The organism is Acinetobacter sp. ACNIH3 (assembly GCF_002918965.1).
Lineage (GTDB): Bacteria > Pseudomonadota > Gammaproteobacteria > Pseudomonadales > Moraxellaceae > Acinetobacter > Acinetobacter schindleri.
In genome coordinates, this window is record NZ_PQLP01000005.1 from 1 (window position 1) to 25,479 (window position 25,479).

A 25,479-nucleotide genomic window follows, 5' to 3' on the forward strand; every position below is an offset into this window, starting at 1 on the left:
CTAAAGTGGCTACCAGTTCGATTGGTCCTTCAAGGCGTTCTAAAAGGGTTTTTAATTGGGCTGCTGTATTTTGATCTAACATTGCTAACGTCTCCAAAGGAGTAATAATTTATTCGATGAAAGAATATTAAGTGAAATAGATAAATAGGTAAAACAGGTAGTTTTTATTTATTCAATCGGAAATTTAGATTAAATGGAAATTTCATCATTGATATCAAGTTTATATCGGGCTAATAATGGAATTTTCAAGTGATCTAGCAGTATTGTGATAATTTTCAGTTAAGATGAATCTGCTTTAATCGAGTGAGTAAAATAATGGAACTTCAACGCGGAATCTATCAGCATTACAAAGGTCAATTATACCAGGTTTTGCATGTCGCCACGCATAGTGAGACTGAAGAAAAGCTGGTGGTTTATCAATGTCTATACGGTGACTATTCAATCTGGGTGCGTCCACTCAGCATGTTCACTGAGGTGATAACTTTAGATGACGACCGTGAATTAGAGCGCTTTAAACTGATCACAGCACTATAAAACCTAATCATTTGAATAAGAGGGTAGAGCGTGGAACACAAAAGTCATTTTCAAAACTATGTCTGTGAATTATATGCTCGCTTTAGTGCGCATGATGCTGGTCTAAGTGATCGGTTACAGCGCTATCGTAATATCGAACCTGCATCGGCGCAGTTTCTCTCTATACTTATTCGTGCACAACAGTCTAAATGTGTGCTTGAGATCGGAACATCTACAGGTTATTCCACTTTATGGTTGGCCGAAGCTTTATCAAGCACGCAAGGTCACATGGTGACTCTGGAAATTGATGAAGAACGTTCGAAAGAAGCCCAGCTACATGCTCAACATTTAAAGCTGGACAGTCATATTGATTTTCAGGTAACAGATGCATTGGATTATTTACAATCCTGTCAGCAGCAGTTCGATTTTATTCTGCTGGATGCCGAGCGTGATGCTTATGTTGAATATTGGAGCTACCTGCCGCAATTATTGCAACGGCAGGGTGGATTACTTGTAGTGGATAATGTGCTTTCTCATGCAGAACAGGTAGCAGTATTTCAAGCATTGCTCGATCTGGATAAGCGTTTTGTTTCTTCTACAGTGGATATCGGTGCAGGCTTACTGCTGATTACTTTTCAATAATAGTTTCGAGTAAATAGCCGGGTTTTAATCACTGTAAATCCGGGTGAAATTAAGATCATATTCCAGGTATTTTTTCACAAAGGCCGCCTTGTCATGACGCCTGAGTAAGTTGTCATAAATATATTCGGGCACTGGATGATAAAGCTCGGTTAAACCATTGTCGTAGAAAATTTTAAGCTGGCGGCTTAAAGGATTATATTTCCAGGAAATTACTGTTAAAAGTAGAGCCATACTACACCTCCAATAGACAGGAAGATTTAGATTTAATTCTTATTGGTCTATCTCTTGAACTTAATTCAAGGGCACTGAGTTCTATATAGTTGCTTTGTAAATTTACTCTCTTTCTTAGCCTTTCCAGGATGATCAATTCAATCAATAGCTCAGGGTAAAATCTTCATCAAGAAACGATACATTTCAATTAAGCAAAAAATATGCAAACTCTTGATACCTGTTGCAAGAAAATGCTACAAAAAATTTAAGGTAGTCAAAAAAAACTGCTTTAAGATGAGGGGAAAACAAGAACGAAGCAGAGTTATTTCTACATGCAATTATTTAAGTGCTCCCACTGCCATCAACCTGTTTATTTTGATAATAATTACTGTACTGCATGTCAACATCTGCTAGGGTTTGATAGCTCAACCATGTTGATGGTGGCTTTAGAATCCAATGCAGATGGATCAATACTGACAGAACCAGATACACAGGCCAAATACCGTTTTTGTGCTAATGCCGAGTATGCGGTGTGTAACTGGGTAATTCCGCAAGAGGATCCTCATGACTTCTGTCTGGCTTGTCGCCTGAATCGTGTGATTCCCAATTTAAATGAAGCCCAGTATCGACTGCGTTGGCATAAAATTGAACTCGCAAAACATCGCTTGGTTTATTCTTTATTGCGCTGGAAGTTGCCGTTGCAGTCTCGGCAGGAAAATCCTGAATCTGGTTTAGCTTTTGATTTTAAGGCCAATCCAAATAGTCCTAATGAACCTAAAGTCATGACTGGACATGATAATGGAGTGATTACCCTTAATATTGCAGAAGCAGATGATGTCGAACGCGCTATGGAACGCAAGAATATGGAGGAGCTTTATCGCACCTTGCTTGGGCATTTTAGGCATGAAATTGGACATTATTACTGGGATGTACTGGTAGATAACACCGAATTTCTGGAGCCTTGCCGGCAACTGTTTGGGGACGAGCGCATGGACTATCAGGAAGCTTTAGATCGGCATTATTATCAAGGACCGCCCGCAGACTGGATGGAGCGTTATATCAGCACATATGCCACCATGCATCCTTGGGAGGACTGGGCTGAAACCTGGGCACACTATCTGCACATCGTCGATGTGCTGGAAACCGCCGATTCCTTCGGCATGCAGATCCATCCACATGTAGTAGAAGAACGTGATGATCAGTTCATGACCTTGACAAAGCGGATTAATCCTTATTACACCTGTAATTTTGATGAAATTTATCAGGCCTGGTTACCCGTAGCTTTTGCCATGAATAGCTTGAACCGCAGTATGGGGCAGGATGACTTTTATCCTTTCCTGATTAATCCGGTCGTGCAACAGAAATTGAAATTCATCCATGATGTGATTCAGACGACAGCTGGTGCACAGCGTAAAGTTGCCTGATACTGTTTAAATAAAAAAGCCACGCAAATGCGTGGCTTTTTTCAATCAGTGCAATCTAATACAGATTAGATTTTACCAACTAGGTCGATTGAAGGAGCAAGAGTCGCTTCGCCTTCTTTCCATTTAGCTGGGCAAACTTCGCCTGGGTGAGCGTGTACGTACTGAGCTGCTTTAACTTTACGAAGAAGTTCTTGAGCATCACGGCCGATACCACCAGCGTTGATTTCAACGATTTGGATTTTGCCTTCTGGATCGATAACAAAAGTACCACGGTCCGCAAGGCCGTCAGCTTCGATTAGAACTTCGAAGTTTTTAGAAAGAGTCCAAGTTGGATCGCCGATTAATGGGTACTGAATTTTACCAATTACGTCAGAAGTATCGTGCCAAGCTTTGTGAGTGAAGTGAGTGTCAGTAGAAACACCGTAGATTTCCACACCTAGTTTTTGGAATTCAGCGTAGTTGTCAGCAAGGTCACCAAGTTCAGTTGGGCAAACAAAAGTGAAGTCAGCTGGGTAGAAGAATACTACAGACCATTTGCCTTTAAGGTCAGCTTCAGTAACTTCAACAAATTGGCCATTGTGGAAAGCAGTTGCTTTAAATGGTTTAACTTCAGTATTAATCAAGCTCATCATTGTCTCCATGATTGAGGTTAGTCTTTAATTTTGAATAAGAGTATCGAACTTTGGGTCTTAGCTAAAATGGTATTTTTACATTACAAAAATCGGAAAAACCGAATTATGTAACTGACTGCCAGTTTACCCAAGTCATCTTTATGTACATTCGGCATAGCCAGAGCTGCCTGGATGACAAAACATGTTTGGTCATCAACCTGCATAAGAACATGATGTTTTACGCGACAAAATTCAAGGGTAAAGCTTAAAAAAATCTTATTTTTTTCAAATAAATTGATTTAATTTGAGAATGTGAAGACTGCGAAGCTCCTGATTTTATAAATATCTTGTAGTTTGATGATATGTGAAAAGTAAATCGTATCAGTCGTAAGCAAAGGTGTCTTTTTTAAATAGCCTAAGCATTTTATGGCTTATTTTAAAATTTTGACTTGAAATGGATAGCTCTGGGTATTGAGAGAGAAGCCTGAGTATTTACTTGCTGGCAATATTTTAAAAATACGAATCAGCTCCAGATCCGAGCGCAATGTAAATCATAGCTTTTAGTCACGCTGCAACAACCAAATTACGATCTAAGTGCGCATAAGTACATTGGGAAAATGCATGAAAGTGAGTAGAATAGTATGTTTTAGAATAGTTGTAGGGCGCTGACTTGGCTGCGAAAGGTTTAAATGTCGAAAACTGGGTGATGGCACGTGACCTCCACCGTTTAAATCGTTTACGTAAGGGTAAGGATGCCAATGAAAAACAATACCAAGAATTATTCGAAAAATCGCATTTAAAAGTTCTAGAGCGTGTTGAACGTATTCCGAATATCAAGCTGAATCAGGAACTTCCGGTCACCCAATATGCCGATAAACTGATTGAAGCGATTCAAGAACACCAAGTTATTATTGTTGCTGGTGAAACGGGTTCCGGTAAAACTACGCAGTTACCCCAAATTGCCATGCTGGCCGGACGCGGTCTGACCGGCCTGATTGGTCATACCCAGCCACGTCGTCTAGCTGCGCGTAGTGTATCGCAACGTATTGCAGAAGAAGTTGGGGAAAAGCTCGGCGAGTCAATTTCCTTTAAGGTTCGTTTTAATGAGCAGGGTTCGCAGGATTCTCTGGTTCGTTTGATGACGGACGGTATCTTGCTGGCTGAACTGGCCAATGACCGCTTCCTGACCAAATATGACACCATCATTATCGATGAAGCACATGAGCGTTCATTGAACATCGACTTTATCATGGGTTATCTAAAGCAGTTACTGCCACGTCGTAAAGATCTGAAGGTTATCATTACCTCAGCTACACTGGATGTAAACCGCTTTAGTAACTACTTTAATGGTGCACCAATCTTTGAAGTCGAAGGTCGTAGCTATCCGGTTGAACTGCGTTATCGTCCAATTTCTGAAATGACGATTGGCGGTAGTGATGACGACGAATTTGATGATTTTGAAGAAAACCTGCCACGTGCAGTCGTAGCCGCTGTAGAAGAATGTTTTCAGGATGCGCAAGAGAAAGGTCATCCTGAACATGCCGATATCCTGATTTTTGCCAGTACTGAACAGGAAATTCATGAGCTTCAGGAGACTTTGATCAAGCATGGTCCACGACATACTGAAGTGTTACCGTTGTATGCGCGACTGGCTTTAGCTGAACAGCAAAAAATCTTTAACCCCTCTGGTGGTGGTCGACGCATTATTATCGCGACCAACGTGGCGGAAACTGCACTGACAGTGCCGAACATCCGTTATGTAATTGATAGCGGTTTTGCCCGTATCTCGCGTTATAACTATCGCTCACGTGTACAGCGCCTGCCAATTGAAGCGATTTCCCAGGCCGCAGCGAATCAGCGTAAAGGTCGTTGTGGTCGTATTGCGCCGGGTGTGTGTATTCGCCTGTATTCAGAAGAAGACTTTTTAAGTCGTCCTGAGTTTACTGAACCGGAAATCAAGCGAACTAACCTGGCATCAGTCATCTTGCAAATGCAGAGTCTGAAACTGGGTTCACTGGAAGAATTCGATTTTATTGAGCCACCAGATCACCGTTTAGTGAATGATGGTCGTAAGCTCTTAATTGAGCTTGGGGCAATGTCCGAGAAGAAAAATGAGCTGACCAAGATTGGTTATCAAATGGCAAAAATGCCGATTGATCCACGTCTGGCACGGATGATTCTCGGTGGAGCGCATTTCGGCGTTTTGAATGAAGTACTGGTGATTGTTGCTGCGCTGGCTGTCCAAGACCCACGTGAACGTCCAGCTGACAAGCAGATGCAGGCTGATCAAAAACACGCACTGTTCCGTGAAGCAGATTCAGATTTCCTGTTTTATATCAAACTATGGGAAACCCTGCACACCAATCGTGAAAATATGAGCGAGAACAAGCGCCGTACTTTTGCGCGGAATCATTTCCTCAGTTGGCTACGCTTACGTGAATGGAAGAAAACCCATGAACAGTTGGTTGACCTCGCTAAGGGCTTAAATCTGTCCTTTAATGAAAAGAAAGCCAGCTATGAAAATCTGCATCGTGCCTTATTAACCGGTCTGTTGTCTTTCATTGCCAACAAGACTGATGAGCGTAATGTGTTTATGGCGGTGCGTCAGCAGAAGGCGCGTGTATTTCCGGCTTCGACCTTGCATAAGACCAATACCCCCTGGGTAATGGCCTTTGAAATGGTAGAAACCTCACAGGTGTATTTACGGACGCTTGCCAAAATTGAGCCAGAATGGATTCTGCTCGCTGCACGTGATCTGGTGAAACACCATTACTTTGAACCGCACTGGTCTAAAAAAGCCGGCGTAGTAAATGCATATGACCAGATTTCACTGTTTGGTCTGATCATTGAACCTAAGCGTCAGATCAATTATGAAAAAGTAGATCAGGAAGCTGCACATGAAATCTTCCTGCGTGATGCCCTGACCACAGGTAATCTGGGAATTACGCCACCATTTTTGAAGCATAATCTGCTCAAGCTTGAAGAAGTGGAACGGGTTGAAGACAAGCTGCGCCGTCGTGATCTGGTAGTGGATGAAGAAACCATTTATCAGTTCTATGCTTCCAAAGTGCCGCCAGAAGTAGCAAGTCGCCGTAGTTTCGAAGACTGGCGTGCTACGGTAGAACCTCAAGATCCGCGATATCTGTTTATTGATGATGATGCATTATGGTTGAATGACCGTCCGACCACGCAGCAGTTCCCGGACTATTTGCGTAATGGTGAGTTACGTCTGGCAGCCAGTTATCGTTTTGACCCAAGCCATGATGAAGATGGCGCGACCGTTCGTATTCCGCTACAAGCCTTGCCTCAGGTAGATGAAAATCTCTGGTCTTGGGGGATTCCAGGCTGGCGTCAGGACCTGATCGAAGCTTTATTAAAAGCTTTACCAAAAGATAAACGACGTAATCTGGTACCAATTCCGGATACTGCACGTAAGTTAATGGCACGTATTGATGCGACAGATTTGCAGAAGCATATCTTTAGCTTTCTGGCATTCCAGTTGCGTGGTGAACAGATTACCGAAAAAGACTTTTCACTGGAACGCGTTGAGCAGTATCTGTTGCCTTTAATTAAGGTGATTGATGAGAAAGGCCGTGTCATTGAACAGGGCCGCGATCTGGAAGAGCTGAAAGCTCGTTGCCGTACTGAAACACATAGTCCAGTCAAACAGCTGAAAGGTGAATACAAAACTTTCCCGGAAAGCTTTGTATTTGAAGCTTCGCAAAAAGTGACAGGTGTGGTGGTGAAACAATACCAGGCTCTGGTACCCACTAAAGACTTTGCTGCCCTGGAACAGAAAGATGAATCTGGTGTGGTGATTCAGACCTTTAATGATCAGGCTGAAGCGATTCGTCAGCATCGTGCCGGGGTAATCCGTCTGGTGCATATGCAGCTCGGTGATCTGATTCGCCAACTGAAAAAACAGATTTCTAAACCACTGGCATTGGCCTATTCACCCTTGGGTGATAAAGCTAAACTGGAACAAATGTTAGTTTATGCCACACTCCAGATGGCAATAAAAGAGCTTCCTGTCAATGCGCAAGAGTTCCAAAAGTTGTTAGAAGATGTAAAAAAATCTTTCCTGACTTATGGTCAAGCTGCTTTACGGGATATCACCGATATTTATACCCAGTGGCAGGAAATACGCCGGAAATTGTTGGTTTTAGACGGTTCTGTGTTTGGCAAGAACATTGATGACATTGAGGATCAGCTAGATTTGATGAATCTTTCTGACTTTGTTTATTCTGTACCAGCGGATGTCTGGATTGAATTTCCACGCTATCTCAAGGCACTGATTTTGCGTCTTGACCGTTTGCCAAATAATTTACAAAGGGATGATTCTGCCATTGATCAAATTGACCCTTGGATGGAAAAATTGTTCCAGTTTAAAAATGACGCTCGCCTGAAAGAACTGTATTTCATGGTTGAGGAATTGCGGATTTCTTTATTTTCACAACCGATGAAAACTAAAGCACCGGTTTCTCCGAATCGCCTACAAAAAGTATGGGATCGTCTTGGAATCAGTTAACATATAGGTAATTTCTAAAAGGAGTTTTACATGGGCATCCGCATTACAGGTACTGGTCTGTTTCATCCAACAGATTTCATTACCAATGAAGAGTTAGTTGAAAGTTTAAATGCTTATGTGGAACAGTATAACCTCGAGAATGCTGACAAAATCGCTGCGGGCGAAATTGAAGAATTGCGTGGTTCGAGTGCAGAATTTATTGAAAAAGCTTCTGGCATCAAACGCCGTTATGTCGCTGAGAAAACTGGTATTCTGGATCCAAAACGTCTTCGTCCTTTACTGCATGAACGTTCAAATGACGAATTGTCTATTCAGGCAGAGTGGGGCGTAGCTGCGGCGAAACAGGCGATGGATAATGCAGGTGTGACTGCAGAAGACATCGATGTTGTGATTCTATCATGTTCGAATATTCAGCGTGCTTATCCAGCACTTGCAATTGAAATTCAGACAGCTTTGGGTATTCAAGGCTATGCATATGACATGAACGTGGCATGTTCTGCAGCGACTTTCGGGATTAAGCAGGCAGCTGATGCGATCAAGTCTGGTGCGCGCCGCGTATTAATGGTAAATGTTGAAATCACCTCTGGTCATACCGATTTCCGTTCACGTGACTGTCACTTCATCTTTGGTGATGTCGCTACTGCTTCAATCATTGAAGAGACTGAAACTAAAACTGGTTTCGAAATTGAAGATATTGAACTGTTCACCCAGTTCTCAAACAACATTCGCAATAACTTTGGTTACCTGAACCTAAGCGAAGTGGATGCTGATATCGATAACAACCGTTTCCGTCAGGACGGTCGTAAGGTATTTAAAGAAGTTTGTCCGCTGGTTGCGAAGATGATCACCAAGCAGCTGGAAAAGAACCAGATTGAACCGACCAATGTAAAACGTTTCTGGTTGCACCAGGCGAACGTGAACATGAATGAGCTGATTCTGAAACTGATCGTAGGTAAAGAACACGCAAAATCAGAACTGGTACCATTGATTTTGGACGAGTTTGCAAATACATCTTCAGCGGGTGTGATCATTGCATTACACCGTACGGCGCATGAAGTGAATGACGGCGAATATGGTGTATTGTGTTCATTCGGTGCGGGCTACTCTGTAGGCTCAATCCTGGTGAAAAAGCACGTTGCTTAAGCCGGAATAGACATCTTGCAGGTGAAGCATGATGCAGCCTGGATCAAACGCTTAAGCGGCTTGTCCAAGCTGTATTTCACGCCGACCTTTTTAGGCGCAGAGCACATCGATGCTTCGCGGCCTGCAATGTATGTCGGTAATCATTCGATCTATGGGGTGTTTGATTCACCGATGATCATTGATTACCTATATAACGAACATAAAGTGGCTGTGGTCAGTATTGCGGACCACAGCCATTTTTATATTCCGCTGTGGCGTGAAATCTTCAAGAAATTCGGTGCGATTGATGGCGTACAAGAATATGTGCGCGAAGTTATGCGCCAGGGCTATTCGATTTTGGTCTTTCCGGGTGGAGGACGAGAAGTGCTGAAACGCCAAGGCGAGCAGTACCAGCTGATCTGGAAACAGCGTTATGGCTTCTTAAGGCTGGCGCAAGAATTTGCCTACGATATCGTACCGTTTGCTGCTCTGGGCGGTGATGAAATTTTCGAAATTGGCTTTGATGCCCGTCAGGTTGTAGAACATAAATACTTTCAGAAATTACTCAAAGTTTCTGCACTTAATAAACTCTTGCGTAAAGGGGATGTCATTCCTTCCTTGCCGAAAAGTCTTTTTCCAAAACGGTTACCTTTCTATTTTCAGTTCCAGCCAGCTTTATCTGTCTCTCATATCCAAAGCCAAGAAGCTATGACACTATTCCGTGATCAGATTCAGCAACAGATCTATCAGGCAATTGAAGAATTAAAAAATATCCGGGCATCCGAGCTATCACCTAAATCCTGAAAAATAAAAATGAACTGGGTTTAAATGCGAGCTGTTTATCTGATTTATTTTATTTTGTGAATTATTTTTCTATATGAGCTATTTTACTGGTCTGTGTCAGATGACTTGAATATGCTTAAATGAGTTTATAGTCCATTTTAGGTGCGTGTATGGAACAGGAGAGTTTAGTACCGCAGTATCAGCAGCTCGCCAAGCAGTTGCTTCGTATTTCAGATTGCTTGCATGATATTTATCAGGATCAGTGGGACATTGTGGGGAATTTAAATGCCCAGAATATGTTCAAGCTGGATCATGAGCGATATCGGATCGTCTTGGCAAATGGCCTGTTTCATATCCAGCTGCATACGCCTCAGCACATTCAGCAGGGCACAGCGCAATTGCTGGCAGAACCACATTTTAGTGTGCAGCATCACAAGTCAGACACTTTGGAAGAGTTCTTTTTACAGGATATCCATTTCCTGACTGGTGATTTAAAACCCCAGCATTCCCTATTCTTGCGTGATAAAGCGCAACAGTTAAGTAAACTGCTGCTCGAACAGGTCTATCAATGGGTCAATGGGCCTGCACGTGTGCTGAAATTCGTGCAGCAACTTTCCGTTGTGCAGGCAGAAATCATTGATCATCTGATGAGAAGAGCGAGTCTGTATACCACGCCAGTAATGAGTGACTATGTCTTATATGGAAAAGAACCACCTCAAAACATCTTGCAGCAAATGCAGAAGATTTTTTCCTTAGAATATTTAGCGCCCGCTGACTTTCTTTCGATTCAGGGACTTATGCACAGTCTGGATGAATTCTGTTTTAGCGCAGCACAATTTCTGCATCCGGCAATCTACCGTATTATGAGTTTATCCTTTGAGGAGCGTTTTAATCTGCATGAGTTGAATGATCATGTAAACGATATTGAACTCCTGTTCAGGCACGCCTTGGAGCATAGCAATATGCTGGGTTTCGTGCGTTTGATGAACCGTGATACCTGGGGACGGGATGATCTGCTGAGCAAGAAGCATTTTCTGGAAAATAATCATCAGTTATGGCAGAAAAAGGTCGCGAAACTGCCGTTGTTTGACTGTAATCGGGCGATCAACTGGCTGTTCAAGCAGTCTGCTGAAGTGTTGGACTGGATTAGCACGAATATTCAGCACAGTAGTGTACGCGTTACAGTCACGGCGATCAGTTTCCTGAATACTCATCAGGTCCATCCACAGGTGCTGCTGGCGACCTTGCAATATTTTCAATATGCTTCAGCGCGGTTATTTATTCATAGTGTGCATCAGTATGCCATACAGCATAAATGGTTCACGCATCCGGATAACAAATCCGTAGTATTAAAAGGAACACGTCAGGCGATTAATGACCACCGTATCGCTATCAGTCCATCAATTCTGTATCTGGACGAGTGGATCGGCCTGATGCGCGAAGTAGTCAAGATGGATGATTGCACCACCAAGAAGGTATATATGGGTTTAAGCCGGGTCATGCAGGCCTATATGCAGCATTTACATAAAGCAACTTCTCATCTGCCTGAAGCGGTACAGCAATATATCCGGCCAGCTACTCAACAAAATCGCGATTTTTATACCGAGTTGCAGCGTTATCGGATTCAGTTGACTGAGTTTCGACAGCTGTTTTATCTGCAAGATGCCAATGTGCGCGAATCAATTTTTGACAGTTATGTACGTGACTATCTGGCAGAATATTTTGCTTTACATAAAAATATTCCAAAAAGTCTGACCTGGAAGGGCTTGTTTATTCAGGCGATTGCCTGGCATGACCAGATTCAGAAACAGGAAATTATTGCCCGACTGAAAAAGGACTTTGCACTTAAGGACTGGAAAAGTCTGACGAATGAAGCACATTTCTATTATTTTGACTGGAAATTTGAAGAGCTAAAAAATATAGACCAGATTATTGAGGAAGCTCGGATTTTTCAGAACTGTCTGGCCGCCAGTTATGCACAGCGGATCATAGAAGGGGAATACGTTGCTTTTCATGTCAGTCATGCAGAATTATCTACGCCACTGCTCTTGGGTTGTCATATACACGATCAGGAAATTATTTTCGATCAGTTGGAATATCCCCATAACCAAAAAGCAGATCCGCAATATATCGATATGGCAATTCATTTCACCAGCTGGTTTAACAGACGACTGCATACGTCGTGTATAGATTCTGATTTGGACCTGAATACTTAACTTTTGCCGGAAAAGTCGTTAGGCTATAGCCGTTCTTTCACGGTATAGGTCATATGAAACAGGAAACTGCACTTAAGTTACTTAAAGCGGGCGAAAATGTATTTTTAACAGGCTCGGCTGGTGCAGGGAAAACCTATACCCTGAATCAATATATCAATTATTTGAAAGCACGTAAGGTATCTGTTGCGATTACAGCGTCTACAGGTATTGCGGCAACGCACATGAATGGCATGACCATTCATACCTGGGCTGGTATCGGGATTAAGGACTTCTTGTCAGAAGAAGATCTGAAACGTATGAAAGAGCGCAAATATCTGAAAGAGCATCTGGAAAATGCTCAGGTACTGATTATTGATGAGATTTCTATGCTGCATGCCAAGCAGCTAAATCTGGTTAATCAGGTATTAAAGTATTTCAAAGAATCTGATGAAGCTTTTGGTGGCATTCAGGTGATTGTTGCTGGCGATTTCTTTCAGTTGCCTCCAGTGGGCAGAAATGATGAACGCAACCGGGATAAATTCTGCTTTATGTCAGATGCCTGGGTTGAAGCCAAATTTCGCGTTTGTTATCTGACTGAGCAGCACCGTCAGGGCAATGATTATCTAAATGATATTCTAAATGCGATCCGTGCACAGGCGATTGGTACAGAACATCGAAATGCCTTGCAAGGAACACGTCATCAGGAGATTGGCGACACTTATACGCGTCTGTATACGCATAATATGGATGTGGACAGTATCAACTTCCGGCATTTAAATGAAATTGATAATGAGCCGCGCCAGTTTGATGCCCAGTGCGACGGCAATGACAAGCTGATCGAAACGCTGAAATCTTCAGTGCGTGCACCAGAAACCTTAACGCTGAAAAAGCATGCTAAAGTCATGTTTGTTAAAAATAATTTTGACTTGGGTTATATCAATGGCAGTTTGGGTGAAGTTATTGGTTTTGAAGAAGATGATGAATTTGGGGTATTGCCTAAAGTCAAACTCACAGATGGGACGACGTTGCTGGTTGAACCAGAAACCTGGTCAGTAGACAATGAAGCCGGTAAGACTATTGCCAGTTTCCAGCAAATTCCCTTACGTCTAGCATGGGCGATTACGATTCATAAATCACAAGGTATGACCTTAGAAGCTGCCGAAATTGACTTGAGTCATACTTTTGAAAAAGGACAGGGCTATGTGGCACTTTCGCGTTTAAAAACTTTAGATGGTCTACGTCTAAAAGGTTTTAATGAGCAGGCATTGGAACTGGATAGTCTGGCAATTAAGGCAGACCGCCGTTTTCAGGAGTTGTCGAGTGAAGCCGAAGAACACTTTGAAAATATTGATTTAACCAAGCAGCACAATGCCTTTATCCGTCATTGCGGCGGTACGCTGAATGAAACTGAAATTCAGCGTAATGAAAAGAAACTGGCGAAAAATGGCGGCAAGCAGAATTATGCTGCCGCAACGCTGGATGAAACGCGTGAACTGTTTGAAGAAGGTTATGATATTGCCGATATCGCCACTGAGCGTGGCTTAACACCAGCAACGATTATTAACCATTTAGGTCGACTGCATAAAGAGCAAGGTTTAGATATATCTGTCGCTCATCCGGGTGAGGAAGTGGTTGAACAAGTGCGTAAGATCTATAAACGTCTGACTAAGCGACAGGATACCGAACATTTCAATGATGATGGGTCTATTAAACTGCGTCCGATTGTCGAGTTAACCAGTCCGCGTATGGGCTATGATCAGGTGCGTTTGGCGCTATTGTTTGTTGAATAAGAGAAGTTATTTGATATAAAAAACTTCTATGAGCGTGATGGATTTCTAGCTTGTAGAGTAATTGTAGTAATTATTATCATTTGCTTATTCTTAGTTAATAAGTTCAAGATTTGGCATGTTGTAATTACCTTACTTTTGACAGGCCATGAGAAACATCGTTTCGCAAGATAAAAGCCCTTTATTGATCTGACAGCATATCCTGAGCAAGCTTTAAGTACTGCTTTATAGCTTGCGCAAGGCAATCAATGTGCGACCTCAATGCCGCTATTCATATGATTTGATATCGAAATATTTTTAGAAATCCTGGGAGAATGGATGTTTGAGTTAGGGTTAACTAAATAGAAATTTTATTTCAAACTTATTGCGTACTAATCAATAATGATAAAATTCCTGCGGCAATTAACGGCCCGACTGGAACACCGCGTAATACTGCTACACCTGCTACTGTGCCTAATAATAGTCCGGCTACCACATCTGGCTGATTGGACATCAGCTTCACTCCACGTCCTCCCAGCCAAGCGACAAAGACACCAATGGTGATTGCCAGCAAAGACTTCCAGCTCAGGAAAGATTTGAGAATACTTTCTCCTGAAATTTTGCCACTGGCAATTGGTGTCAGAACACCAATGGTCAGAATAATAATACCGATATTTAAACCATGCGCCTGTACATAGGGCAACAAACTGCTGAGTGGCGTGATTTTTAAAACGATTAACACCGCTGCAGCAATGGTGACGGCACTATTATGACTAAAAATACCGCAAGCCAGTAAAACTAAAAGAACAATCAGATTCAGATCAAGTTGCGACATAAGTGGGAGAGATAGAGTGAAAAATAAAGTTATTGTAGAGCTTTTCAACGCATGATACCTAGAAAACAGCGGAAGAAAACAAAATCCTGATTGTTTCAGGATAGAATGCACAGGTCTTCACTCGATACAGGTATGAATAGATGCTATTGGAAAAAATGTTGCAGTCACAAGGTTTTGGCTCACGTAAGTATTGCCAGCAACTGATCAAGAATGGCGCTGTGAGCATTCAGGGTGAAATCATTGATAACCCAAAGCATAAACTGGATCTGGATCAGCTAGAGTTCAATGTATATGACGATACTTATCAATATCGGGAAAAAGTCTATATTGCCTTAAACAAGCCACAAGGTTATGAGTGTTCGCATCAGGCAACCCATCATTTTAGTGTCTTTGAGCTGTTTGATGACTTGCTCATGAATCGTGGAATCCAGTGTGTAGGTCGTTTAGACCAGGATACGACAGGCTTGCTGTTACTGACTGATGATGGTCAATTTTTGCAGGCATTAACTCATCCTAAAAAGCATGTTGCCAAGGTTTACCAGATGGATACCGCAGACCCTGTTACGGATGAGCAGATCAAGCAGCTAGAACAAGGTGTTGAGCTACGTAATGAAAAAGGTATGTATGCTGCTACAGATGTCATTCGTCTTGAAGAAAAGCGCTTGCAAATGGCGGTTCATCAAGGTGTTTATCATCAGGTGAAACGTATGCTGGCAGCTGTGGGGAATAAAGTTGAAAAACTGCATCGGGCTCAAATAGGTCAATTGACTTTGAATGATTTGCCAGAAGGTGAGTGGATTTATTTAACTGAAGATCAAGTGATTCAAGCTAAATACCGTGCCGAATAAAGCGCTGGATTTACTTGAGAAAACAATGAAAAGTGACAAATTCATCATCTCGCATAAATCCCATTGATTCATAGAGTTTATGCGATTGGTGGTTGTTTTTCTGGGTGTCCAGGCTAATACGCAGTGCATTTTCATGTCGGGCAAATAAAATAGCGGTATCAATCAGTTGTCGTGCAGCGCCATGACGGCGATACAGTGGAGTGATATACACATCATCCAGCACATAAAACTTTGAACAAGCTACTGAGGAAAATCTTAAATAAAGCAGAATAAATCCGGTAAAAATATCATCCTTGGTGTTGATAAAAATCACTGTTTGCTGGTCTTCAAATCGCTGTTTTAGAAACTGATAAGAAAGTTCCTGATTTGAGGAAGCTCCATAAAACTGGCGATATTCATCAAATAAAACTGAAAGCTGTTGCAGGTCTTCCACCTGAGCACGTCGAACAAGCATTCCTTACTCCATGTCTTATTATTATGTATTCATGGAGCATAACGAAATTTGGGGGAGGTGTAGCGTACGAAATTGTTTGAAAATGCGACAGTGTTAAATTTTGTCACTTTCGCCCAGAATGGCATTCAGTTCTTCAAATAAATCAAAATGATCATCATCAGCATGTAGATCCAATGCTGCCTGTTCTGTAGTGTCTGCAATCAGGCCGGCAGTTACAGGTTTGGATTCACTTTGCTTCAGTTTGCGCAGCTTGATTAATTGTTCAAGGTTAATATTCTGATTTTCAATGGAGAAGGGGATGGATTTAGTCAGCACTACCTGTTTGAAAAACAAGCGGACTGCTTGAGCTGGTGTGATTCCCAATTGCTTAAATACGGCAAAGGCTTGTTTCTTTTCTTGAGAATCCAGGCGTATTTGGTAGACTTCAGTTTTTCTCATAATATATTCAAGACTTTAAAATACTTAACTTTTCGCATTCATTTTAATCCATTACATTTGAAATACAATCCTTATACGAATCAATTCTGAAAATAAATCGTAATGACAGTTACATTACAATGTCAGTACTTGCTCAGAAGAAAACTGTATCAATTGCTGGGTAATAGGGTCAATAAACTGGATATGTCGGGCCAATAACTGTAAGGGCGCAGAAAAATCATTATCTGTTTTATGTGCAACGCTAGGATAAAACGGATCATTCAGAATCGGTATACCCAAAAAGTTTAAGTGCACACGTAATTGGTGCTGCTTGCCAGTATGCGGTTTCAGTTCGTATTTGGCTAAATGATCTTTCTGTTCTAATAAGGTGATTTCGGTTTCACTATTAGGCTCACCTTCTAAAACCTGCATAGTATAGAAAGGCTGACCTTTATCCACGCGTAAACGCACAATTTGCGGAAAGCGAAGTTCTTCACGATAACCTGCAATCGCATGATAGGTTTTCTGTACTTGGCGTGTAGAAAACAACTGCTGATAAAGTCCACGCGATGCTACATTTTTAGAGATAAGCACTACGCCAGCCGTTTCCCGATCCAGTCGGTGAATCGGAGTGAGATGTTCGATTCCGGTCTGTTTCTTTAGACGAACCAGCAGGGTTTCCTGTACATATTGTCCGGTCGGGCTCATGGTTAGAAAATGTGGTTTATCAATTACCATAAAATGTTCATTTTCGAACAGGATTTGGTGTTCGAAAGGAACATGCACTTCGTGTGCCAGAAAGCGATAATAAAAACAGTGGCTATTCGCCTGAAAGGGGCTATTTAGATTTAAGCTATTTCCTTGTGCATCATAAACCAGGCCCTCCTGAAAACGGGATTGCCATTCACTGGTCTGGATATGTGGAAACTGTGTACATAAATAGTCATAGACTGTTGTAGCAGTGGACGGTTGCAAGAAAACTTTGCTGGCACTGACGCCGTTGATCATCGGTGGGATAAATTCAGCAGAAGTATTCATATGGGGAAGTGGATCTCATTCAGGAAACAAATGCTATGAAAAAATACAGTTTCTCATGCGGCAGAATAGGCTTTTAAACTGCGGCGATGCTATCATATTTGTTCCTTTGAATCATGTCGTGAGTCATATGCCTTATTCATTTACTGTCACCTTAAATCATGAAGAAGATACCCAACAGCTGGCTAAGGTATTGGCCGCGAATTTTAGTACGGGAGTGATCTATCTGATCGGTGATCTGGGAGCAGGCAAGACGACATTGACGCGCTATTATTTACAACAGCTCGGTCATCAGGGTTCGGTCAAAAGTCCAACCTATACATTGGTAGAACCTTATAATATTCAAGGGAAGGATATTTTCCACTTTGACCTGTACCGTTTAAATGATCCCTATGAACTGGAACTGATGGGTATTCGGGATTATCTTGAAACCCCAAATGCATTATTCTTGTTTGAATGGCCATCTAAAGGTGGTGATGAAATACCTGAAGCAGATCTGATCATTGAAATTCTTAAATCTGAAGATGAGTTGACTCGTACTGCAGCGTTGACTTCATCAAACTCAGTATTACAGCAGGCTTTGGAGCAGCAATTCCCACATGTCGAATGATTTAAGCGTACGCCGTATCCGTTCACTTGATCCTGCACTGGCGAACCAGATTGCAGCGGGTGAAGTGATTGAACGACCTGCATCTGTAGTGAAAGAACTGCTCGAAAACTCGATTGATGCTGGTGCGACTGAACTGGTGATTCGTGTAGAACAGGGCGGTAGTACACTGATCGAAATTATTGACAATGGTCGAGGAATTCACCCGGAAGATTTAGCGCTGGCGGTCATGCGTCATGCCACCAGTAAAATTCAGACAGCAGAGGAATTGCATGCCATCACCAGTCTGGGTTTCCGTGGTGAGGCGCTGGCTTCGATTGCAGCCGTATCGCGTCTAACCTTGACCAGTAGCCAAAGCGAAGATGGCATTGGTTATCAGGTTGAAGTGAATGGTACTGCTTTTGACCATCAGGAAATTCAGGCAGTTGCCACTTCACGTGGTACCCATATCCGGGTGCAGGATCTATTCTTTAATGTACCGGCACGTCGTAAATTTCTGAAAAAACCGGGCACCGAATTTGGTCATATTGAAGAGATTATACGCCGTCTGGCACTGACCCATTTCGATATCCGTTTTGTGCTGGAACATAATGAAAGTATCAAGCTGAATCTGCCTGTGGCAGACAGTGGAGCATTACGTTTCCAGCGTGTGCAGCAGTTATTGGGGCGCCAATTTACTGAAAATGCTTACTGGATGGATGCAGACAGTATCAACATGCGTTTGTCTGGCTGGCTCGGTCATCCTTCGGATGCGCGTGCGCAAGCCGATATGCAATATGTCTATGTAAATGGTCGTATCGTAAGAGACAAGACCATTTCTCATGCATTGCGTATGGCGTATGACGGCATTCTGCATGGACACCAGCATGCAGCTTATTTGCTGTTTCTGGAAGTGGATCCGGAAAATATTGATGTCAATGTACATCCAACCAAACATGAAATCCGTTTCCTAAATCAGCGTGAAGTACATGAGTTTGTACGTCATTATGCCAAAGAAACGCTAGCACAGTTCCAGACCGCAACAGCTAATCTGGCTGATGCAATGAAAACTGAGGAACCTGTACCACTTACGCCTCAGCCGCGTTATCAGGAACAATTTAGCCTGCATCAGGCTGCACCGCAGTCCCCTCCTGAACCTTATGCAGTTCAGCAGCATCTACATCCTCGTAATACGCATCAATATATAGAAGCTGAAGCTTCAGATGTGTTGACTGACTTTGAATCATCGCGTCCACAAACTGTGCATTATGTGCAGGATTATACCAAGCCTTATAGTGGTTCACAGCAGCTTAACAATGCCTTACAAAGCTATTTGGCACCACTTAGAGTAAACTCCGAAACTGAGCAGCTGAGCCCTGAGCAGTCTTTTCAGACACATGTGCAGGCCAAAATAGATGAGCATCCTTTAGGCATTGCGATTGCACAGCTGCATGGGATTTATATCCTTGCACAAAACACAGAAGGTCTGATTATTGTAGATATGCATGCAGCACATGAGCGTATCGTCTTGCAGCAAATGAAGTCTGCCTGGGATAAACCGGAGTTCTGGACGTCGCAGCAGCTTTTAATTCCTAGAGTGGTGTCTATCAGTCGTATGCAGGCCATGCGTGTAGAAGAGTTGAAGGAACAGCTGGCCCGATTTGGTCTGGAGATTGACCAGTATGGTGATGAACAGGTGATCGTGCGCGGAGTTCCTGCGATCCTGCACAAGGCAGATTTTGATGCCTTGATTCCTGAATTGCTGGATGATCTGGACCCAACGGATCAGGCGCAAGGCCTGTTGCAAAAGCGTGATCAGATCCTGGCAGGCATGGCCTGTCATGGTGCGGTACGTGCAAACCGTATTTTAAGTCTGTCTGAAATGAATGCCTTATTGCGTCAGATGGAACAAACTGAATTTGCCAGCCAGTGTAATCATGGACGTCCAACATGGCGTGCTTTCCCACTGGCTCAACTAGATAAACTTTTTGCTCGAGGAGAGTAGTGGTACATGTCAAATCAATTGCCGGTCATCAACTTAATGGGACCAACTGCAAGTGGTAAAACCGCTTTGGCATGTGAACTCTATGAGCAAGGAAATTTTGAGCTGATTTCCGTCGATTCTGCACTGGTTTACCGGGAAATGGACATTGGTACAGCAAAGCCAACCAAAGCAGAATTAGAGCAATATCCGCATCATCTGATTGATATTATTAGTCCTTTAGAAGCCTATTCAGCAGCCAATTTTGTCGAAGATGCCTGTCGCCTGATTGATGATATGCATGCACGTGGCAAAACCCCAATTTTGGTTGGTGGAACAATGCTTTATTTCAAAGCATTGTTAGAGGGATTATCTGATAATCTACCCAGTGCAGATTATAAGGTACGTGCGGAAATTGAAGCAAAAGCCGAACGGGAAGGGTGGGAAGCAGTCTATGCGGAATTATGTACTGTAGACCCAGTCGCAGGGCAAAAATTTAAAGTAAGTGACAAACAGCGTATTATTCGTGCCTTAGAGGTTTATAAGCTAACTGGCCAAGCTATAACAAAACTACAAGCAGAACAACCAAAAAATCAACCATATCGTTACAGTTTTCATAATTACGCGCTAATCCCAGACCGAGTAGAATTACACAAGCGTATTGAAAAACGATTAGAAATTATGTGGGAAATCGGTTTTTTAAATGAAGTGAAAAGCTTGATGAAAAAATACGATTTTGATGAAAATCTTCCATCCATGCGTTCCGTTGGTTACCGTCAGGCGATCGAATTTATAAAAAACAGTGATCGAAGTGTTGAAAAACAGCGAGAAATGGAAGACAAAGCATTGTTTGCAACACGACAACTTGCTAAACGTCAATACACATGGTTAAGATCTTTGCAAGATAAGCATAAATTTACTACATATTTTACCGCACAGCAGGCTCAAGAAGACTTGCGAAACTGTTACGGATAAAGCAAAATTTACAGACTATCTTTTTTATAATTTTTAATTGAAAAATAAAGATAGTTTTTTTGCGCTGATTTTAAAATTTTTTGGAGTTATAACATGTCTAAAGGTCAAACTTTACAAGATCCGTTCTTGAATTCCCTACGTAAAGAACGTATTCCTGTTTCTATCTTCCTGGTTAACGGTATCAAACTACAAGGTCATATCGAATCATTTGACCAATACGTTGTATTATTAAAAAATACTGTAAGCCAAATGGTTTACAAACACGCGATTTCTACCGTAGTTCCTGCACGTAACCCACGTCCTGCTGGTGCTCCTGCTGGTCCTCAAGGTGCTGGCTTTGGCGGTCAAGGTGGCTTTGGTGGCGGCCAACCTGGTGGCTTCGGTGGTCAAGGTGGCTTCGGTGGCGGCCAACCTGGCGGCTTCGGCGGTCAAGGTGGCTTCGGTGGCGGTCAACCTGGTGGCTTCGGTGGTCAAGGTGGCTTCGGTGGCGGTCAACCTGGCGGCTTTGGTGGTCAAGGCGGCTTCGGTGGTCAAGGTGGCTTTGGTGGTCAAGGTGCTGGCTTTACTGATGATGCAAAATTCGAAGATTCTCAAGATGACGAAAACAACCGTTAATCTGATTTAAGAATTCAAAAAACCTCTCAGAAATGAGAGGTTTTTTTATGGTAATAGTCTTATATAGATAATAAAAAAACCGGCCAAAAGCCGGTTTTTTTAAAGATGCTGAATATTAATTCTTTTTACGGTCCAGTTGTGGATCTTTGATCTCAACAAAGGCATTACTGCGTGTCTCACGTAACCAGCTATCCAGTTCTGTATCAAACTGACGTTCGCCTAAAAGCTGGCGTGCCATACGGTCCTGATATTCTGAAGTCATATCCTGTTGGCGCGTATCTGTCACCTGTAGAATATGCCAGCCAAACTGAGACTGGAACGGTTCGCTAATTTGGCCCACAGGCGTTTTTTTCATACGTTCTTCAAACTCTGGGACCATCACACCTGGATTCACCCAGCCTAGACTACCACTGTCACGTGCTGAACCAGGATCATTGGAGAAGGTAGCCGCCAGTACGGCAAAGTCTTCACCATTTTTTAGGCGGGTATACAGACTGTCAATCATCTGTTTGGCATTTTCAGGACTCACTACTTCGGAAGGCTGAATCAGAATATGACGCGTCTGATATTGTTGTACGAGTGCACGCTTTTCACCCGTTTTACGATCAATTAGCTTAAGGATGTGAGTACCATCGCGGGCTTCAATCAGTTCAGAGGTTTGACCAGGCTGAAGGCTGGTTACACGTGATGCGAGCTCATCTGGAATATCTGAAATATTACGGAAGCCCATGTCAGCAGCTTCAACTTTGACACCATTTTTGGAGTATTTCTTCTCAATTGCTTTCAGGTCGGTAGAGCTTTCTAACTCTTTCTTTACCTCTGCTGCAACTTGAGCTGTATTGTCACCAGAAACACGGACATGTTGTACATGAACCTGATTGCCGAGTAATGCCTGACCTTGCGGGGTTTTCAGGAAGTTCTCCACATCCTGATCGCTGATTTTGATACGGGAAGTCACAATCTGTTGACGTAGACGGTTAATCGCAAGGTCTTCTGCAATACGGTTACGTAGAGCAGCATAAGTATTTGGTGCAATTGAATCCAGCTTTTGCTGGAAAGCTTCCAGGCTGGAAGAACCAGAGTCGCGTGCAACTTTTAATACTGCATCATTAAGCGCTTTTTCATCAGGACGAACATTATAACGCTTTACCTGTTCAAGTTGAGCCTGACGTAAAATCAGTTGCTCTAAGGCTTGTTGTTGCAGGATTTGTTGTGACGGTGCAGGCTTCTTTTGCTTTTCGAGTTGATGAGAAATCTCTGCAATGCTTTGATCCAGGTCACTGCGAAGAATCACGCTATTGTCGACAACAGCTACAACTTCATCCTTGGTCTGTGCAACAGCAAAAGTAGGTATTGCTGCAGAAAGGCATAGCGCAAGTGTGGTTGCTTTAAAAAAATGTTTTAACTGTTTTGTCTTCATTAACGTTCTGTCCAAGTCTGATTGATATTATTAAAGCCCAGAATACGGTTTTCCAGTAGTGATGCTAATTTATTGTTGAATCCACCCAGGCCTCTCAGGCTGAGTTCTGCCATGATCATGCGTTTTGGTTTAACACCAGCTTCATTGATGTCATCCAGATCATTGTAATATGAGCGGCCATAGACGGAAACACCCCAACAGCATGACTCATAGTTCACGCCAAGTAAATATTCACGTGCAACGTTGTTTTCCAGATCGTATTGAGCATGACCAATCAGACGCCAGTTATTGAAAACAGGCTGAATGAATGAACCAACCACCTGATCATAGCTTTTTTGACGGTCAGTAATTTCTTTGCGATAGAAATAGCCTACATTGTAGAGATTACCTTGTTCACCAGTGTAATAGGCTTGCACATCGCGCTGTGCATTCTGACCATTCGACATCCATGCTGAGTTAAAGTTGACATGGAAATTATTGGAAAGCTGGCTGGATAGTTGAATTACAGGACCAGTATGCGTTTCACGGTCATATTCATCAATATCCCGTTCTAAAGTCACGCGACGGTCTTCGAAGAAGAAACTTTGGCCTATACTGGCACGCAGGCGTTCTAAACCAACATCATTGAACAGGCTGTAGCTTAAGCCTACGGATGCAAAGTTATTGTCTTCTAAACGGTCATGACCATAGAAACGACGTGGGCTGAATAGCTGATCATAGCTGATCGAAGCATTCACTGAGTCAAAATTCGGCTGACCTTCTTGATTCTCGTAAGGTGCGTAAGCATAAAACAGACGAGGTGTTAGTGTCTGTAAATAGCGTCCTTCTTTTTCAAAAATCAAACCAGCATCGAGAGTGAATTCTGGCACTACAATAGATTTATCTTCACTTGAAGAATTAGTTTGGTTCTGGTCTAAAAGATCAATCGTGTCCTTGTCATAGAAGGTATTAATATTGCGCAAGGACAATTGAGGAAGCAGGAATAAGCCAGGCGTTCGATGATTATAGCGAACTGCCAGATCGTTATAGATACGTGTACCACTCGGTTCGTAACTGCCTGTAGCTGGATTTATATTATTAACATCTTTTTTGAAATAGGCAGTATCGTGATTGGCTTCGAATTGCCAGCCGAGTGGGTTGCCCGTTTTATAGTTAACCAGGAATTGTGGCAAACGCGCATAAGGACGGTCTTCATCTGCAACTTCTGGGTCTAGGGTCTGGAAATCTTCTACTTTTAACTGTGCTTTTAAGCCAGGAATACCATTTTTATAGTTAATTTCCCAAGCACGACGTAAATTCAGATCAGTCTTAGAATTTGGGTTGTTATTTAGATCTGAGAAGAAATCTTTATCTGAAGCATAGTTATATTCAAGATTGGTTGAGAACTGCTCGTTAATCTGCCAGTCATGACGGAAATGCAGGTCTTTACGGTCTTGATCGTCATAGCTACGATCTGAAGGTAAAATGCCCCCCCAGATTTGACCATAGCCAAAGTTCTCGGTTAAGTAACGGAACTGACCATCCAGCATTGCACCACGGTCAGCGATATAACGTGGTGTAATGGTAGCATCATAATTTGGTGCCAGATTTAGATATACTGGAACGCCTAGTTCTAAGCCACCATCATTGGTAAAACCAAAACTAGGGGTCAGAATTCCGGTGGTGCGACGATCATCAATCGGGAAGTTAAAATAAGGTACTGCAAGAACAGGCACATCTTTAACGTATATTTTGGTATTACGAGTTTCACCACGACCTGTTTCCTGATTCAGCTTGATGCGATCCGCCTGAATTTTCCAGGTTGGCTTCTGTTCAGGTGGGCAAGTGGTATAGGTTGCATTTTCCAGCTCAACTGTTTCAGTGGAAGTTCTGGCGATTTTTTCTGCACGCCCATGCGCATGTTGTTCTTCTGCAATATAAAAGCTGTTATTTAAGTCGCCTTGTTGGGTTTTTAGGTTGTAATTAATATCATCACTTTGTGAGAGCAGACCTGCTTGTGCCAGCTGTACTCGACCTTGAGCTTTGGCGTAGGTCTGGGTCTGGTCAATAGTCACTTGATCTGCACGAATCTGACGACCTTGCTGATCAATGATGACATTGCCTTCTAAGTAGGAATCGCCATTCGGATTATAGTGGCCATAGTCAGCAGTAACGGTAGAAGTCGCTTGATCTGGAGCAACTGCTTCAACTTCAGGTGAAACCGGAGTAATCCAGGTGCCTTGACAATAGGCAGAACTTAAATACTGTCCCTGTCGTTGTTGTGCTTCAGGCGTGGATTTGTCAACATAATATTGAGAGAAAAATGCTTCACCAGGATAGGTTTCCTGTAAGCTTTGTTTAAGCTGCTGATTGTTGCTGTTGGATGAGTCATTTTCTGCAGCATAGCTTGAAATTGAGCTACCACATAACAAAGTTAAGATCGCAGTCGCTAAAGGATTATATTTAAACTGATGCTTCATTTGTCTCATTAACCAATCATGCTTTTATCGCAATTAATTATTGTCGCATCATAGAGAAAA

The 25,479-nt window shown here is 42.6% G+C and carries 21 protein-coding genes; 13 read left to right on the top strand and 8 right to left on the bottom strand.

The window, feature by feature from the left end:
* Positions 1–315 precede the first annotated feature (315 nt).
* Positions 316–534 carry a DUF1653 domain-containing protein gene (locus tag C3420_RS03935; RefSeq protein ID WP_048881330.1) on the top strand — a complete coding sequence of 73 codons (219 nt, stop codon included), beginning with the start codon at positions 316–318 and terminating at the stop codon, positions 532–534.
* A 30-nt stretch (positions 535–564) separates the two neighbouring features.
* Complete coding sequence (locus C3420_RS03940; RefSeq protein ID WP_103799758.1) at positions 565–1,155, top strand: O-methyltransferase; 591 nt, start codon at positions 565–567, stop codon at positions 1,153–1,155.
* Between the two features lie 24 nt (positions 1,156–1,179).
* On the opposite strand, the gene C3420_RS03945 is transcribed toward C3420_RS03940, so the two are convergent.
* On the bottom strand, positions 1,180–1,386 hold the full coding sequence (locus C3420_RS03945; RefSeq protein ID WP_103799757.1) for a KTSC domain-containing protein: 207 nt from the start codon (positions 1,384–1,386) through the stop codon (positions 1,180–1,182).
* 311 nt (positions 1,387–1,697) lie between these two features.
* Here C3420_RS03945 and C3420_RS03950 point away from each other — a divergent pair, with 311 nt between their 5' ends.
* Complete coding sequence (locus tag C3420_RS03950) at positions 1,698–2,789, top strand: zinc-binding metallopeptidase family protein (protein ID WP_103799756.1); 1,092 nt, start codon at positions 1,698–1,700, stop codon at positions 2,787–2,789.
* A gap of 65 nt (positions 2,790–2,854) precedes the next feature.
* Here C3420_RS03950 and ahpC read toward each other — a convergent pair whose 3' ends face one another.
* Positions 2,855–3,418 carry an alkyl hydroperoxide reductase subunit C gene (ahpC, locus tag C3420_RS03955; protein ID WP_004815527.1) on the bottom strand — a complete coding sequence of 188 codons (564 nt, stop codon included), beginning with the start codon at positions 3,416–3,418 and terminating at the stop codon, positions 2,855–2,857.
* Between the two features lie 688 nt (positions 3,419–4,106).
* Here ahpC and hrpA point away from each other — a divergent pair.
* The 5 genes from hrpA (at position 4,107) to C3420_RS03980 (ending at position 13,818) form a co-directional block, all read left to right on the top strand.
* Positions 4,107–7,928: an ATP-dependent RNA helicase HrpA gene (gene hrpA, locus C3420_RS03960; protein ID WP_103799761.1), complete on the top strand. Its 3,822-nt coding sequence runs from the start codon at positions 4,107–4,109 to the stop codon at positions 7,926–7,928.
* 30 nt (positions 7,929–7,958) lie between these two features.
* Complete coding sequence (locus C3420_RS03965) at positions 7,959–9,071, top strand: beta-ketoacyl-ACP synthase III (RefSeq protein ID WP_103799755.1); 1,113 nt, start codon at positions 7,959–7,961, stop codon at positions 9,069–9,071.
* A gap of 15 nt (positions 9,072–9,086) precedes the next feature.
* Entirely contained in the window at positions 9,087–9,854 is a 768-nt protein-coding gene (locus tag C3420_RS03970) for a lysophospholipid acyltransferase family protein (protein WP_103799754.1), read from the top strand.
* Between the two features lie 149 nt (positions 9,855–10,003).
* Positions 10,004–12,049 carry a hypothetical protein gene (locus C3420_RS03975; protein WP_103799753.1) on the top strand — a complete coding sequence of 682 codons (2,046 nt, stop codon included), beginning with the start codon at positions 10,004–10,006 and terminating at the stop codon, positions 12,047–12,049.
* Between the two features lie 53 nt (positions 12,050–12,102).
* Positions 12,103–13,818 (top strand): AAA family ATPase, encoded by a 1,716-nt coding sequence (locus tag C3420_RS03980; RefSeq protein ID WP_103799752.1) that lies wholly within the window; start codon positions 12,103–12,105, stop codon positions 13,816–13,818.
* A gap of 358 nt (positions 13,819–14,176) precedes the next feature.
* Here the strand turns inward: C3420_RS03980 and C3420_RS03985 are convergent, their stop codons facing one another.
* Positions 14,177–14,629 carry a DUF441 domain-containing protein gene (locus C3420_RS03985; RefSeq protein ID WP_103799751.1) on the bottom strand — a complete coding sequence of 151 codons (453 nt, stop codon included), beginning with the start codon at positions 14,627–14,629 and terminating at the stop codon, positions 14,177–14,179.
* Between the two features lie 140 nt (positions 14,630–14,769).
* On the opposite strand from C3420_RS03985, the gene C3420_RS03990 reads away from it, so the two are divergent.
* Entirely contained in the window at positions 14,770–15,477 is a 708-nt protein-coding gene (locus C3420_RS03990) for a pseudouridine synthase (RefSeq protein WP_004815537.1), read from the top strand.
* Between the two features lie 10 nt (positions 15,478–15,487).
* Here C3420_RS03990 and C3420_RS03995 read toward each other — a convergent pair whose 3' ends face one another.
* The 3 genes from C3420_RS03995 to C3420_RS04005 all read right to left on the bottom strand — a co-directional run bounded on the left by C3420_RS03995 (position 15,488) and on the right by C3420_RS04005 (position 17,386).
* Positions 15,488–15,931: a GNAT family N-acetyltransferase gene (locus C3420_RS03995; RefSeq protein ID WP_004815539.1), complete on the bottom strand. Its 444-nt coding sequence runs from the start codon at positions 15,929–15,931 to the stop codon at positions 15,488–15,490.
* A 93-nt stretch (positions 15,932–16,024) separates the two neighbouring features.
* Positions 16,025–16,369, bottom strand: a complete 345-nt coding sequence (locus C3420_RS04000; protein ID WP_048881322.1) for a type II toxin-antitoxin system RelB/DinJ family antitoxin — start codon at positions 16,367–16,369, stop codon at positions 16,025–16,027.
* Positions 16,370–16,483: 114 nt separating this feature from the next.
* A complete protein-coding gene (locus C3420_RS04005) occupies positions 16,484–17,386 on the bottom strand; it encodes a pseudouridine synthase (protein WP_103799750.1) in 903 nt (300 codons plus the stop codon).
* A gap of 127 nt (positions 17,387–17,513) precedes the next feature.
* Between C3420_RS04005 and tsaE the strand changes: the two genes are divergently transcribed.
* From tsaE to hfq, 4 genes are all read left to right on the top strand, one after another.
* Positions 17,514–17,993: a tRNA (adenosine(37)-N6)-threonylcarbamoyltransferase complex ATPase subunit type 1 TsaE gene (tsaE, locus tag C3420_RS04010; protein WP_103799749.1), complete on the top strand. Its 480-nt coding sequence runs from the start codon at positions 17,514–17,516 to the stop codon at positions 17,991–17,993.
* Entirely contained in the window at positions 17,983–19,974 is a 1,992-nt protein-coding gene (gene mutL, locus C3420_RS04015) for a DNA mismatch repair endonuclease MutL (RefSeq protein ID WP_103799748.1), read from the top strand. Before tsaE ends, mutL begins: the two co-directional genes overlap by 11 nt.
* A 6-nt stretch (positions 19,975–19,980) precedes the next feature.
* Positions 19,981–20,925 (top strand): tRNA (adenosine(37)-N6)-dimethylallyltransferase MiaA, encoded by a 945-nt coding sequence (gene miaA, locus C3420_RS04020; RefSeq protein ID WP_103799747.1) that lies wholly within the window; start codon positions 19,981–19,983, stop codon positions 20,923–20,925.
* A 93-nt stretch (positions 20,926–21,018) separates the two neighbouring features.
* A complete protein-coding gene (gene hfq, locus C3420_RS04025) occupies positions 21,019–21,540 on the top strand; it encodes an RNA chaperone Hfq (RefSeq protein ID WP_004815549.1) in 522 nt (173 codons plus the stop codon).
* 115 nt (positions 21,541–21,655) lie between these two features.
* On the opposite strand, the gene C3420_RS04030 is transcribed toward hfq, so the two are convergent.
* On the bottom strand, positions 21,656–22,960 hold the full coding sequence (locus tag C3420_RS04030) for a peptidylprolyl isomerase (protein ID WP_103799746.1): 1,305 nt from the start codon (positions 22,958–22,960) through the stop codon (positions 21,656–21,658).
* Positions 22,960–25,419, bottom strand: coding sequence for an LPS-assembly protein LptD (locus tag C3420_RS04035; RefSeq protein ID WP_103799745.1), 2,460 nt, complete (start codon positions 25,417–25,419; stop codon positions 22,960–22,962). The genes C3420_RS04030 and C3420_RS04035 overlap by 1 nt, the downstream gene beginning before the upstream one ends.
* Positions 25,420–25,479 lie beyond the last annotated feature (60 nt).